The 13,540-nt window shown below is 75.1% G+C and carries 12 protein-coding genes; 4 read left to right on the forward strand and 8 right to left on the reverse strand.

Annotation, left to right across the window (positions count from 1 at the left end; genetic code table 11):
• Positions 1-250: 250 nt before the first annotated feature.
• Complete coding sequence (locus CHC11_RS19710; protein ID WP_089313225.1) at positions 251-1,372, reverse strand: M24 family metallopeptidase; 1,122 nt, start codon at positions 1,370-1,372, stop codon at positions 251-253.
• Between the two features lie 86 nt (positions 1,373-1,458).
• Between CHC11_RS19710 and CHC11_RS19715 the strand changes: the two genes are divergently transcribed.
• The 3 genes from CHC11_RS19715 (at position 1,459) to CHC11_RS19725 (ending at position 4,827) form a co-directional block, all read left to right on the forward strand.
• Positions 1,459-2,379, forward strand: coding sequence for a 5'-3' exonuclease (locus CHC11_RS19715; protein ID WP_089313449.1), 921 nt, complete (start codon positions 1,459-1,461; stop codon positions 2,377-2,379).
• A gap of 205 nt (positions 2,380-2,584) precedes the next feature.
• Positions 2,585-3,310, forward strand: a complete 726-nt coding sequence (locus CHC11_RS19720) for a Crp/Fnr family transcriptional regulator (protein ID WP_245919463.1) — start codon at positions 2,585-2,587, stop codon at positions 3,308-3,310.
• 98 nt (positions 3,311-3,408) lie between these two features.
• A complete protein-coding gene (locus CHC11_RS19725; RefSeq protein WP_089313227.1) occupies positions 3,409-4,827 on the forward strand; it encodes an RNB domain-containing ribonuclease in 1,419 nt (472 codons plus the stop codon).
• Positions 4,828-4,864: 37 nt separating this feature from the next.
• Here the strand turns inward: CHC11_RS19725 and CHC11_RS19730 are convergent, their stop codons facing one another.
• The 5 genes from CHC11_RS19730 to nirB all read right to left on the reverse strand — a co-directional run bounded on the left by CHC11_RS19730 (position 4,865) and on the right by nirB (position 11,071).
• Positions 4,865-5,053 (reverse strand): hypothetical protein, encoded by a 189-nt coding sequence (locus tag CHC11_RS19730; protein ID WP_089313228.1) that lies wholly within the window; start codon positions 5,051-5,053, stop codon positions 4,865-4,867.
• A gap of 151 nt (positions 5,054-5,204) precedes the next feature.
• Positions 5,205-5,861, reverse strand: a complete 657-nt coding sequence (locus CHC11_RS19735) for a biliverdin-producing heme oxygenase (RefSeq protein ID WP_089313229.1) — start codon at positions 5,859-5,861, stop codon at positions 5,205-5,207.
• Between the two features lie 14 nt (positions 5,862-5,875).
• Complete coding sequence (locus CHC11_RS19745; RefSeq protein WP_218826164.1) at positions 5,876-7,075, reverse strand: amidohydrolase family protein; 1,200 nt, start codon at positions 7,073-7,075, stop codon at positions 5,876-5,878.
• Positions 7,076-7,100: 25 nt separating this feature from the next.
• On the reverse strand, positions 7,101-8,573 hold the full coding sequence (locus CHC11_RS19750) for an FAD-dependent oxidoreductase (RefSeq protein WP_089313230.1): 1,473 nt from the start codon (positions 8,571-8,573) through the stop codon (positions 7,101-7,103).
• Positions 8,570-11,071 carry a nitrite reductase large subunit NirB gene (nirB, locus tag CHC11_RS19755; RefSeq protein WP_089313231.1) on the reverse strand — a complete coding sequence of 834 codons (2,502 nt, stop codon included), beginning with the start codon at positions 11,069-11,071 and terminating at the stop codon, positions 8,570-8,572. Before nirB ends, CHC11_RS19750 begins: the two co-directional genes overlap by 4 nt.
• Before the next feature lie 183 nt (positions 11,072-11,254).
• Here nirB and CHC11_RS19760 point away from each other — a divergent pair, with 183 nt between their 5' ends.
• Positions 11,255-12,061, forward strand: a complete 807-nt coding sequence (locus tag CHC11_RS19760) for an NAD-dependent protein deacetylase (protein WP_089313451.1) — start codon at positions 11,255-11,257, stop codon at positions 12,059-12,061.
• Between the two features lie 13 nt (positions 12,062-12,074).
• Here the strand turns inward: CHC11_RS19760 and CHC11_RS19765 are convergent, their stop codons facing one another.
• Both CHC11_RS19765 and CHC11_RS19770 read right to left on the reverse strand, forming a co-directional pair.
• Positions 12,075-12,782, reverse strand: coding sequence for a DUF4142 domain-containing protein (locus CHC11_RS19765; RefSeq protein ID WP_089313232.1), 708 nt, complete (start codon positions 12,780-12,782; stop codon positions 12,075-12,077).
• A gap of 78 nt (positions 12,783-12,860) precedes the next feature.
• Entirely contained in the window at positions 12,861-13,340 is a 480-nt protein-coding gene (locus tag CHC11_RS19770) for a MarR family winged helix-turn-helix transcriptional regulator (protein ID WP_089313233.1), read from the reverse strand.
• Between the last annotated feature and the right edge of the window lie 200 nt (positions 13,341-13,540).

Here is a 13,540-nt window from a genome sequence, read left to right on the forward strand (position 1 = left end):
TCTCCTCTTCGTCACGGCACGTCGATACGGAAGAACTTGACTTACTCCCGCGTAACAGTGCAACAAGGAGGTACAGGGCCGGACACCCGGATCGCAACCGGCGGGGGCACGGTCCGGCGCATTTGATACAGAGATCGTTACCGAGCCGTTTCCGTCTCAATTTGCGATGCCCGAAAACAGCACGTGGGCATGAACGCAAACCCGTTCATGCCCACGGTCGTCCGGGCGCGCCGGGCGCCTCGGACCGGTGTCAGTCCACGATCACCAGCCCGCGCTCGGTGACGTTCATCGGCGTGTAGCCGTCCTCGGTGCAAACGACGATGTCCTCGATGCGGGCGCCGTGCGGACCGGGGTAGATGCCGGGCTCGATCGAGAACGCCATCCCGGGCTCCAGCGGCTCCCGGTTGCCGGCGACGATGTAGGGATCCTCGTGCGACTCCAGCCCGATGCCGTGGCCGGTGCGGTGGAAGAAGTGCTCGCCGTGCCCGGCGGCGGCGATGATGTCGCGGCCCGCCGCGTCCACCTCCTCCGGCGTCGCCCCCGGCCGCACGGCCTCGCAGGACGCCCGCTGCGCCTCCTCCAGCACCGCGAAGTACGCGCGGTAGTCGGCGGGCGGCTCCCCCACGCAGTAGTTGCGGGTCGAGTCCGAGCAGTAGCCGCTCGGCATCGTCCCGCCGATGTCGACCACCACCGGCTCGCCGGGGCGGATGACGCGGTCCGACAGCTCGGCGTGCGGGTTGGCGCCGTTCGGGCCGGAACCGACGATGACGAAGTCGACCTGCTCGTGCCCCTCGGCGATGATCGCGTCGGCGATGTCGCGGCCGACCTCGCGCTCGGTGCGCCCGGCCTTCAGCAGTTCCGGGACCCTACGGTGCACCCGGTCGATCGCCTCCCCCGCCGCACGCAGCGCCGCCACCTCCGCGGCGCTCTTGCGCATCCGCAGCTCCCGCAGCACGCCCCCGGCCGCGACCTGCTCGGCGCCGGGCATCGCGCCGCGGAACCGCAGCGCCATCACCGCCCACATCCGGTCGGCCACGCCGACGCTCCCCACGTCCCGCGGGAGGCGGCGGGCCACCAGCGCGTAGGGGTCGTCGGTCTCGTCCCACGGCACCAGCTCGACGCCGAGGGACCCCGCCGGCGACTCCTGCGCGGCGGGCAGCTCCAACCGGGGGACGACCAGGAACGGCTCGCCGCCGGCCGGGACCACCAGGCAGGTGAGCCGCTCCAGCTGCTTGGCGTCGTACCCGGTGACGTACCGCAGGTCGGGGCCGGGCGTCAGCAGCACCGCCCCGAGCCCCGCCTTCCCCGTCGCTTCGCGCACCAGGCCGACACGCTCGCGCGGATACAACTCCGTTGTCACATCCGTCTCCATATCTCCGATCCTCTCCTGTGGCCGGTACCAGGATCCCAGGAGCGTCCGGGCGCCGCCGACCCGGCCCGCGTGGCAGCATGTGCCCCATGAGCGGGCTGATGCTGCTGGACACGCCGTCGTTGTACTTCCGCGCCTTCTTCGGGGTGCCCGAATCGGTGACGGCCCCCGATGGGACGCCGGTGAACGCGGTGCGCGGGCTCGTCGACATGATCGCCCGGCTCGTCCAGGACCGGCGCCCGGAGCGGATCGTGTGCTGCATGGACGCCGACTGGCGGCCGGCGTTCCGGGTGGAGGCGCTGCCCTCCTACAAGGCGCACCGGGTGGCCGAGGACGGCGGCGACCAGACGCCCGACGCGCTGGAGGCCCAGCTCCCGGTCATCGAGCAGGTCCTGGACGCCTTCGGGCTGGCGCGCGCGGGCGTCCCCGGCTACGAGGCCGACGACGTCATCGGGACGCTCGCGGTGCGGGGCGCGGCCGACGGGCCGGTCGACATCGTGACCGGCGACCGCGACCTGTTCCAGCTCGTCGACGACCGCGCACCCGTCTGCGTCCTGTACACCGCGCGGGGGATCCGGAACCTGCAGGTGATGGGCGAGAAGGAGGTCGCGGCCAAGTACGGCATCCCGGGCCGCGGCTACGGCGACTACGCCACGCTGCGCGGCGACCCGAGCGACGGGCTGCCCGGCGTGCCCGGGGTCGGCGACAAGACCGCCGCCGCGCTCGTCACCCGGTTCGGATCGGTCGACGCGATCCTCGCGGCGCTGGACGCCGGCACCGACGAGGGGTTCCCCGCGGGCGCGCGCCGCCGGATGGAGGCGGCCCGCGAGTACCTGGCCGCCGCCGAGACGGTGGTGCGGGTCGTCACCGACATCGACGCCCCCGAGCTGTCCGGCCTGGAGGACCGGCTGCCCGCCGAGCCGCGGGACGCCGAGGCCCTCGTCCGGCTCGCCGACACGTGGAACCTCTCCGGCCCGGTCAACCGCCTCCTGAACGCGCTGTCCCGCTGACCGACGATTTCGCTGCAATTTTCGCCGAGAGTGTCAGATGACACAGACGGCGCGGTCTCCGGCGTGCAGCATGCGGAGCGGTGAGGGGTTCTCATTGGCACATGCAGGCGACCGGTACCCGCGGCACTTGGGCCTCCACGTCCCACTCCCCCCATTTGCCGGGGGTACCGGTTCATCCGAACCCCGGACCGGAGACGGACGTGCCGTGAGCGAGCGGACCAGACCCCGCGGCGGCCTCGCCGCGGGCCCCGGCGGCGGATTCTGGGCCGCGCTGGACGGGCCGGAGCGCGCGGCGCTCCGGGCCGCCGGGCGGGCGCGGAGCTACCAGCCGAGGACGCCCCTGTGCTATCAGGGCGACGATTCCGACCACATCATCGTCATCGAGTCGGGCTGGGCGAAGGTCACCTGCACCGGTGAGGACGGCCGGGCGGTCGTGCTCGCCGTGCGCGGCCCCGGCGACCTGGTCTGCGAGAGCGCGGTGCTCGGCGGCCGCGAGCGGTCGGCGACGGTGCAGGCGCTCGACCACGTCCGGGCGCTGATCGTCCCGGCGGTCCGGTTCACCGCCTTCCTGGACGCCCACCCGCGGGTGTGGCGGCTGGTCAGCGGTACGTTCGTGCGGCGGCTGGACGACGCCGACCGCAGGCTGCGGGCGCACGTGTCGGCGCAGGGCGCCCGGCGGCTGGCGATCCTGCTGGCGGGCCTGGCCGACCTGTCGGCCCGGCACGCCCCGCCCGCCGCCGGCGGGGCGATCGCGATCGGGCCGCCGCTGTCCCAGGAGGAGCTCGGCAGCTGGATGGACGCCTCCCGGGAGACCGTCGCGCGGGCGCTGTCCACGCTGCGGCGCGAGGGGCTGGTCAGCACCGGCTGGCGCAGGATCACCGTGGAGGACCTGCCGGGGCTGCGCGCGTTCGCGGACTCCCCGCGGGAGTGAGGCCCCCGGTCGCCGGGCTCGTCCCGGTCGCCGGGCCCGGCGCCTTTACATTGTAGATTCACAACGGTTCGTCGGTTTCGTCCCGTACGCTCGGTCGTGTGCCGCGCCGACCGCTGCGACTGCGTACCGCCGAGGCCGACGCCGAGGTCCGCGCGGGGCTCGACCGGATCCGCGCCGAGTTCTCGGTGCCCGGCGCGTTCCCGCCCGCCGCCCTCGCCGAGGCCGCCGCGTCCGCGCCGCCCTCCGACGGCCGCGTGGACCTGCGCGACGTCCCGTTCTTCACCCTGGACCCGCCCGGCTCGCTCGACCTCGACCAGGCGATGCACCTGGAGCGGCGCGGGTCCGGGCACCGGGTGCGGTACGCGATCGCCGACGTGGCCGGGTTCGTCCGCCCGGGCGGCGCGCTCGACACCGAGGCGCGGGCCCGCGGCGTGACGCTCTACCTGCCGGACGCCAACGCGCCGCTGCATCCGCGCCCCCTGTCGGAGGGGAGCGCGAGCCTGCTGCCCGGCCGGGAGCGTCCCGCCGTGGCGTGGACGATCGACATCGACGACGCCGGGGGGATCACCGGCGTGGACGTCCGGCGCGCCCTCGTGCGCAGCCGCGACCGGCTCGACTACGCCACCGCCCGCCGCGGCGACGGCGACGCGCGGATCGCGCTGCTCGGCGAGGTCGGCGAGCGGCTCATCGCGGCGGAGGCCGCGCGCGGCGGCGTGAGCCTGCCGCTGCCCGAACAGGAGGTCGTGCACGCGGGCGGTGGCTGGGCGCTGAAGCTGCGCGGCGACCTGGCGACCGAGGCGTGGAACGCGCAGATCTCGCTGCTGACCGGGCGGGCCGCGGCCCGGCTGATGCTGGACGGCGGCGTCGGGCTGCTGCGCACCCTGCCGCCCGCGCCCGCCGAGGCGGTCGAGCGGCTGCGGCTGGCCGCCCGGGCGCTCAAGGTCTCCTGGCCCGGGGCCGCCTCCTACGGGGACATCGTCCGTGCCCTGGACCCGGCGCTCCCCCGCCACGCGGCGTTCCTGCACGACGCGGCGGGGCTAATGCGCGGCGCCGGCTACACCGCCTTCGACGGGGCGCCGCCGGAGCAGGCCGCGCACGCCGCCGTCGCCGCCCCGTACGCGCACGTCACCGCGCCGATCCGGCGGCTGGCCGACCGGTACGCCACGGAGGTGTGCCTGGCGCTGGCGGCGGACCGCCCCGTCCCGGGATGGGCGCGGGAGGCGCTGCCGCACCTGCCCGAGGCGATGCAGCGGGCGCTGCGCCGCGGCGCGGACATCGACCGAGCGTGCGTCGACCTGGTCGAGGCGCTGCTCCTGCGCGACCACGTCGGGGACGTGTTCGACGCGGTGGTGGTGGACGTGAACGGCGACCGCACCGGCGGGCGCGTCCAGCTGGTGGCGCCGCCGGTGTTCGGTCGCTGCGACGGGGAGGGGCTCCCGCTCGGCGAGCAGGTCAGGGTGCGGCTGGAGGAGGCGGACCCGGCGCGCCGCCGGGTCCGCTTCTCCCGGGCGTCGTGAGCCCCGCCGGCCGGCGGCCGGCGGCCGGGGCGGGCGGTCACCGGCGGCCGCGGCGGCGCGGCCGCCAGTTCGTGGAGGCGCCGGTGCCGACGCCGCCGAGGTGCAGGGCGATCAGCAGCAGGCCGAGGACGGTCAGGGTGCTGTTGTTGATGGCGTCCGAGGAGATGTCGGCCAGGTCGAACAGCAGGGCAAGTGCGAAGACGATCGCGGCGACGATCGCGAGCATGTCGGCCTCCGTGGGGGTCGGGGGCCCACCGTCGGGCCCCTCGGCTGCCTACCGGATCTCCTCCAGCCCGCCCCCGAAACCGCCTCCCCTTTCCGGACGACCGATATTCGAATTTCCGACCAAACGGGCGTTCGTGCCGGTCAGCGGCCGGTCACGCGGCGTCGCGGCGCAGGTGCTCGTCGAGTTCCGTGGTGAGGGCGGCGTTGAGCCGGTAGGCGGCCCTGACCTCGCCGATGACGCGGGCCTGCTCCGCGGCGTCCCAGGGGGCGGCGTCCAGCATCCGGCGGTAGCGGTCCTTGTAGGCCTTGGGCTTGCCGGGGAAGCGGTAGAAGCGGACGCCGTCGTCCCCGGCGGACAGGCCCAGCGCCCTGCGGACCTGCACCCCGATGTACTGCCCGCCGGACAGGTCGCCCAGGTAGCGCGTGTAGTGGTGGGCCACGAACCCGCCCGGCCAGTCGAAGCACACCTCGCGCAGCCGGTCGCAGTAGCGGGCGGTCGAGGCGTTCGGCCCGACGCGCGAGCGCCAGCGGGGCCCGTAGAAGAAGGCGAGGTCGGCCTCCAGCGCCTCGCGGCGGCGCAGGCCGGGAAGGTCGAAGGCGCCGGCGGCGGGGTCGGAGGCCATCCGGTCGGCGGCCCGCTCCAGCAGGTCGTAGACCGGGTGGAGCTGCGCCACCAGCACGGCGTACTCGTCCCGCGCGAGCCGCCCCTCGACGAGCGCGCTCATGTAGGCCGAGGTCTCGTTGTCGCCGTGGTCGCTCCAGGTCGCGGCGCGCAACCGCGCGGAGAACGGCTCTTTTTCCGACGCCATGTCGGCTACCTTACCTACGGCCTGTCGGGAACGTCCAGGCCGCCGGCGAGCGCGGCGCGGGCGCGCTCGGTCATGCGGACCACCTCGCGGCGCACCTGCGGGCGCTCGGTGAGCCGCTCGCCGAAAGCGATCCGGACCGGGTGCTCGACGCCGCCGTCGGCGACGGCGAACTCGATGCCCTCCGCGTCCAGGCCGGTCATCCGGGCCGCGGTCGCGCCGGGGCGCCCGCCGAGCGCGCGGCAGATCGTCAGGCAGTCGGCGGCGTGGTCCTCGTTCATGTGCCGCGTGATCTGCCGCACGACGTCGTCGGTGAAGGGGCCCGCGTCGGGCATGCGGTGGTCCTCTCGGGTGGGCGGCGGGACGGTCAGGCCCTTGTAGACCTGGAGGGCGTTGCCGGCCAGGACGAGCGCGAGTGTCTCCTCGTCCAGGCCGAGGGCGGCGATGGCGCGCGCGTTGCGGGCGATGCCGGGAACGCCGGGCCAGTCGGTGCCGAACACGAACTTGCGCGCCAGGCGCCGCAGGTCGTGCCGGGCGTAGTACTCGGGGATCCGGCGGGGCGGCAGCCCGGACAGCTCGATCCACACCTCCTCGCGGGACAGCGCCAGGAACGCGGCCGCGTCGTACCACCAGCCGCGCCCGCCGTGGGCGAGGACGAACGTCAGGCCGGGGAACAGCCGCAGCACGTCGTCGACCGCGGTGGGATCGGCGTACCGGTTGAGCGACCCGGGGAACGAGCTCGTCCCGCAGTGCACGACGACCGGGAGTCCGGCGTCGCGGCACACCTCGTAGGCGGGGTAGAGCTCGGGATCGGCGACGCCGAACCCGCCGTGCACCGGGTGCAGCTTGAGCGCGACGGCGCCGAACCCGAGCTGCCGCTCGACCTCCGCGCCGATCGGGTAGTGCAGGTGCGGGTTGACGTTGGCGATCGGCCGGAAGCGCCGCGGGTCGTGCTCCAGGAGGGGCCGCAGGTCCTCGATGGGCTGCGTTCCGGTGGTCCGCGGGCTGTACTCGCACAGCAGCAGGGCGACGTCGACGCCCTCGGCCTCGAAGTAGGCGCCCACCCGCTCGGGCACGAGCGCGCCGCCCTCGTCGTAGAGGTCCTGCCAGGGGTGGGACGAGCCGAACTCCTCGGCCCAGCTCCGCCAGGCCGGGCGGAGCGTGGGCAGCCGGGCGGCGTGCACGTGCGCGTCGATCAGCGGGCGTCCGTCGAGCATGCCGCGGAGCCTACCCGCCGCCCCCTCAGGCGACGTCCACGGTGTCCTGCTCGTCCAGCCAGGCCACGATGCCCTCGACGGCGGAGCGGCAGCTGCCGCAGCCCGTGCTCGCCCGGGTGCCCCGCGCGACGGCGTCGGCCGTGCGGGCGCCGCTCTGCCAGCAGGCGCGGATCTGGCCCTTGCTGACGTTGTTGCACTGGCAGACGGTCGCCGCGTCCGGCATCCGCACCGGCGACTCGGCCTCGGGCGCCGCGTCGACGCCGGGGAACAGCAGGCCGAGGCGCTCGGCGGGCAGCGGCGAGGCCCGGTCGTAGAGCTGGGTGAGCGTCCCGGCGGTGGAGGTCTCGCCGAGCAGGATCGCGCCGATCAGCCGCCCGTCCCGGATCACGGCCTTCTTGTAGGTGCCGCGCGCGGCGTCGGTGAACCGGACGACCTCCACGTCCTCGTCGTCGTCGCCGAAGTGCGTCTCGCCCATCGACGCCAGCTCGATCCCGGCGGCCTTGAGCCGGGTGATCTGGCGGGCGCCGGTGAACCGCGCCGCGGGGTCGGTGCCGGCGAGCAGCCCCGCGAGCACGGCCGCCTGCTCCCACGCGGGCGCCACCAGCCCGTACACCTCGTCGCGGTGCTCGGAGCACTCGCCGATGGCGCGGACGGCCGGGTCGGTGACCGACCGCAGCTCGTCGTCGACGATCACAGCCCGGCCGACGGCCAGGCCCGCGTCCCGGGCCAGGCCCACCTCGGGCCGGACGCCGCAGGACAGGACGACCAGGTCGGCGTCGACGACCTCCGTCCCGCCACCGGGCAGGGCCAGCTCGACGCCGGTCACCGCGCCGCCGTCAGTGCGCAGCCCCGTGACGGCGGCCTGGAGCCGGGTGCCGATGCCGAGGGCCGCCAGCGTGCGGACCAGGACCTTCCCCGCGGCGGGGTCGAGCTGGCGCTCCATGAGGTGCCCGGCCAGGTGCAGGACGGTCACCACCAGGCCGCGGCCCGTGAGCCCGCGCGCGGCCTCGATGCCGAGCAGGCCGCCGCCGACGACCACCGCGCGGCGCGCCGACTCGGCCAGGGCGGAGATGCGGCGGCAGTCCTCCAGCGTGCGGAACACCTCTGCGCCGCGCGGCAGGCCGTCCTCCAGGCCCGGCATCGGCGGGACGAACGCGGTGCTGCCGGTCGCGAGGACGAGCGTGCCGTAGGGGGTGACCGTCCCGTCCGAGGCGTGCACCGTCCTCGCCGCGCGGTCGATGCGGGTGGCCTCGACGCCGAGACGGGCGTCCACGCCGTGGGCGGCGTACCAGGCGGCGTCGACCAGGCTGATGTGGTCGGGCCGCGTCTTCCCCGCCAGGACGTTCGACAGCAGGATCCGGTTGTAGGGGCGCTGCGCCTCCGCGCCGAACACCGTCACGGGCGTCGCGGCGTCCCGGGACCGCAACTCGTCCACGAACCGGGAGCCGGCCATTCCGTTGCCGACGACGACCACGCCCGCCGGGTCCGCGGGGCTCATCGCTTCACCTCCAGGGGGAGGGGCTTGATCTGGTCGCGCTCGACCTCGAAGGCGATGCTCGGGTCGGGGGTCTGCGGCGCGTTGACGAACGAGACGAACCGGCGGAGCCGCTCGGGGTCGTCCAGGGTGTCGCGCCACTCGTCGGAGTAGGAGGCGACGTGGCGCGCCATGGCCGCGTCGAGGTCGGCGCAGATGCCGAGCCGGTCGTCCACGATGACCTCGCGCAGGTAGTCCAGGCCGCCGTCGAGGGACTCCAGCCAGCTCGCGGTGCGCTGCAGCCGGTCGGCGGTGCGGATGTAGAACATCAGGAACCGGTCGATGTAGAGGAGCAGCTCCTCGTCGGCGAGGTCGGTGGCGAACAGGTCGGCGTGCCGGGGCCGCATGCCGCCGTTCCCGCCGAGGTAGAGGTTCCAGCCGTTCTCGGTGGCGATGACGCCGAAGTCCTTGCTCTGGGCCTCGGCGCACTCGCGGGCGCAGCCGGACACGGCCGACTTCAGCTTGTGCGGGGCGCGCAGCCCCCGGTAGCGCATCTCCAGCCGGATCGCCATCGCGGCCGAGTCCTGGACCCCGTAGCGGCACCAGGTGGAGCCCACGCACGACTTCACCGTGCGCAGTGCCTTGCCGTAGGCGTGGCCGGACTCGAACCCGGCCTCGACGAGCCGCCGCCAGATCTCGGGCAGCTGCTCGACGCGGGCGCCGAACAGGTCGATCCGCTGACCGCCGGTGATCTTGGTGTAGAGGCCGAAGTCGCGCGCCACCTCCCCGATCACGATGAGCCTCTCGGGCGTGATCTCCCCGCCGGGGACCCGCGGGACCACCGAGTACGTGCCGTTCTTCTGCAGGTTGGCCAGGAAGTGGTCGTTGGTGTCCTGCAGCGCCGCCTGCTCGCCCTCCAGGATGTGGCCGTTGCCGAGGCTGGCGAGGATGGAGGCGACGGCGGGCCTGCAGATGTCGCAGCCGCGGCCCGTGCCGTGCTCCTGGACGAGCTGGGTGAAGCTCGCGACCCGCCCGGCCCGGACGATGTCGAACAGCTCGGCGCGGCTGTAGTCGAAGTGCTCGCAGATCGCCTTGCTGACCTCGATCCCCGCGGCGGTCAGCTCGGCGTCCAGGATCCGCTTCACCAGCGGGACGCAGCTGCCGCAGCTCGTCCCGGCCCTGGTGCGGTCCTTCGCGCCGGCCACGTCGGTCAGGGAGCACTCGGCGACCGCGCAGCGGATCTTCTCGGCGGTGACGTTGTTGCAGGAGCAGATGACCGTCGCGCCGGGCAGGTCGCCGCCCGCCGCCTCGGTGCCGCCGAAGAGCATCTGCTCGGGCGCGCCCGGCAGGCTGCCGCCGACGTGGGCGCGGAGCGTGCCGTAGGACTCGGCGTCGCCGACGAGGACGCCGCCGAGCAGGGTCCGCGCGTCGTCGCTGACGACGAGCCGCTTGTAGACGCCGGCGACGGGGTCGGTGTAGGTGACGCCGAGCGCGCCCTGCTCGGGACCGGCGAACGGGTCGCCGAAGCTGGCGACGTCGACGCCCATCAGCTTGAGCTTCGTCGACATGTCCGCGCCCTCGAACACCGCCGTGCTCGCGGGGGACAGCAGCCGGTCGGCGACCACCTCGGCCATCGAGAAGCAGGGCCCGACCAGCCCGTACACCATGCCGCCGGCCAGGGCGCACTCGCCGATCGCGAAGACGGCGGGGTCCTCGGTGCGGCAGGAGGCGTCCACCACGATCCCGCCGCGCTCCCCCACCGGCAGGCCGCAGCCGCGGGCCAGCTCGTCGCGCGGGCGGATCCCGGCGGAGAACACCACGACCTCGGCGTCGAGCACCGTGCCGTCCTCCAGGACGACGCGCCGGACCGAGCCGTCCTCCCCCGCCTCCAGGGCGCGCATGGGGGTGCCGGCGTGCACGGCCATGCCGAGCGCCTCGATGTGGCGGCGCAGCATCGCGCCGCCGCCCTCGTCCAGCTGGCGCGGCATCAGCCACGGCGCCACCTCCACGACGCCGCTGCGCAGGCCGAGGCCCTGGATCGCGCGGGCCGCCTCCAGGCCCAGCAGGCCGCCGCCGACGACGGCGCCGGTGGCCCTGCCCCGCGCGTACGCGCGGATCGCGTCCAGGTCGTCGATCGTGCGGTAGACGAAGACGCCCGGCAGGTCCCCGCCCTCGACCGGCGGGACGAACGGCGAGGACCCCGTGGCCAGGACGAGCGCGTCGTAGGGGACGGTGCGCCCCGCCGAGGTGGCGACCGTCCGGGAGGCGCGGTCGATCCCGGTGACGCGCTCCCCGGTCCGCACGGTGACGGCACCGTCGTGCGCCGGGTAGGCCAGGTCGGCGCCCTCCAGATGCGTCGTCAGCGCCACCCGGTCGTAGGCGGTGCGGGTCTCCTCGCCGATCACCGTGATCGTCCACGTGCCGGCGGCGTCGCGCTCGCGCACCGCCTCCACCAGGCGGTGCGCGGCCGGCCCGTGGCCGGCGACGACCAGGCGCTTCTCCGGTCTGCTGTCGGCTCCCATGGGCCCGATCCTCGGCGGCCCGTATTACCCGGAGGGATCTTCGCTGTCACCCCCGCGTTAACTGGCCCTCACAGCCGGCCCGCCCGCGAGGCCGGGCGGGCCGCCCGCGCCGCCCCCGCCCCGGTCGTGCACCATGGAAGGGTGACGGAGGTTGTGGGGAACGGGACGCGGGCCGGCCTGCCGATGCTGGCCGACCTCGTCTCGGACGGCGACGTGGTGGTGCTGAGCGGCGCGGGGCTGTCGACAGAGTCGGGCATCCCCGACTACCGCGGGGAGACGGGCCGCCGGCGGCGCGCGGAGCCGATGACCTACCAGGCGTTCACCGGGAGCGAGGCGGCGCGGCGCCGCTACTGGGCGCGCAGCCACCTCGGCTGGCGGCACATCGCGCGGGCCCGCCCGAACGCCGGGCACGGAGCGGTCGCCGAGCTCCAGCGGCGCGGCCTGCTGGCCGGGATCATCACCCAGAACGTCGACGGGCTCCAGCAGGCCGCGGGCGCGCGCGACGTGATCGAGCTGCACGGCGCGCTGGACCGCGTCGTCTGCCTGTCCTGCGGCGAGCGGTCCGCCCGCGAGCGGCTGGACGAGCGGCTGCGCGGGGCCAACCCCGGCTGGACGGCCCGCGCTGAGACGATCAACCCCGACGGCGACGCCGTCCTGCGCGACGAGGCCGTCGAGGGGTTCCGGATCGTGGCCTGCGAGCGGTGCGGCGGCGCGCTCAAGCCCGACGTGATCTTCTTCGGGGAGAACGTGCCGCCGGCCCGAGTCGGGGACTGCTACGCGCTGGCGGAGCGGGCGGGGGCGCTGCTGGTGCTGGGGTCGTCGCTGACCGTGCTGTCGGGCTACCGGTTCGTCCGGCACGCGGCGCGGCACGGCGTCCCGGTGGCGATCGTCAACCGCGGTGCGACCCGGGGCGATCCGCACGCCCTCGTCACGCTGGACGCTCCGCTCGGCGCCACCCTGGGCGCGCTGATCGCCGAACTCCCCGCCTGACCGGGGCCCCCGGCTAACGCCCGCCCAGCAGCGAGGTCGCGGCCGGCGCCGGGGTGTGCGAATGGCCGGGGTCCCCGGGCGGGGGCGCGCCGGTGGCCTGGGGCGGGTCGGGCAGCATGTCGCCGGTGACGAACCCGGTGCCCTCCAGCAGCCTCATGTGGGTGCGGACGAACGTCTCGCACTGCTCGGAGAAGCTCCGCACGAGCGTGTTGCGGGTGCTGCCGCGGACGGCGGCGATCGCCGGGTAGATCTGCCCGTGCGCCATCCGCAGGCGGGCGACCGCGGTCCGGTCGTAGTCGTTCCCCGACTTGCCGGTGATCTCCGACATCCAGCTCTGCTGGTCCGGGGTGGGCTGGATCGGCAGCGGGACGTTCAGCTTCGCGGCGACGGCGCGGTCCAGCTCGTCCAGCCGGGCGTGCTGGCGGGCGATCTCACCGAGGTTGCGGCGGGTCGCGGCACGCGCGGCGCGGCGCTCGGCCTCCCGGCCGACGGGGATCTCCCAGAGCCCCGCCTGCCGGACCTTCACCACGAGGTCGCGGTCGGCGGGGCCGAGCGGCCCCCACGGGGTGTCGACGGTGGCCTGGGCCGCGTTCTGGGCGTTCGCCTGCGGCGCCACGGCGCCGCCGTCGGAGGCCTGGCGGCCGATCGGCGCGCAGGCGCCGAGGAGCAGCGCCGCGGCGAGGCCGCACGCCGCCGCGACGACCGGTCGGGGTTCTCGCATCCGCCGCCGCCTTTCGGTCGAGGGGAGGGGCGTCGATGCGCAGTACGCACGTCCGGGCGAGAAGGTTCGGGCCGGGCCTCAGGTCCAGCCGAGCCGGGCCAGCGAGGTGACCGGCGGTTCGCCGCCGGCCTCGGTGAAGGCGCGCAGGGCCTCGACGAGGGCGCGCCGCTGCCCCGCCGGCATCCGGGACACCACCGCGGCGATGTCGGCGCGGCGGCGGGCGGTCACGTCGTCGACGATGCCGCGCCCGGCCGGGGTGAGCTGGATGCGGACCTCGCGGCCGCTGTCCGGGCTGGCCTGCCGGTCCACCAGACCGGCGGCGGCCAGCCGGTCCACCATCCGCATCGCGGTCGAGGGGTTGACCTCCAGGAGCCCGGCGAGCGTCACGAGCTTGGCCGGCCCCTGCGAGGACAGCACCACCAGGAGCCGGAACTGGGGCAACGTGACCGCGCCCTCCGCCGCGGCCAGGGAGCGCACCGAGACCGCCACCAGGAGGCGGGACGCGGTCAGCAGCGCCGAGGTCACCGCGTCGACGGCGTCGTCGTGCAGCTCGTCCATGACGACTTTCTACAGGGACCGGTCCCGCGATCGCCAACGCGGTCCGGGACCGGTCCGCAGCCGGTCACCGGACCTCCTCGTCCGGAAGGAGGCCGGCGAGATGGCGCGGGTGTGAGCCGGGGCTCCGGGGTCGTCCAGCATGCCCTCCCACTACCCGGGGACCTGCCTTTACTCGGGCCGCGTGGAGGGAGTCGTCTCCT

Source organism: Actinomadura mexicana (assembly GCF_900188105.1).
In the GTDB taxonomy this organism is placed as follows: domain Bacteria; phylum Actinomycetota; class Actinomycetes; order Streptosporangiales; family Streptosporangiaceae; genus Spirillospora; species Spirillospora mexicana.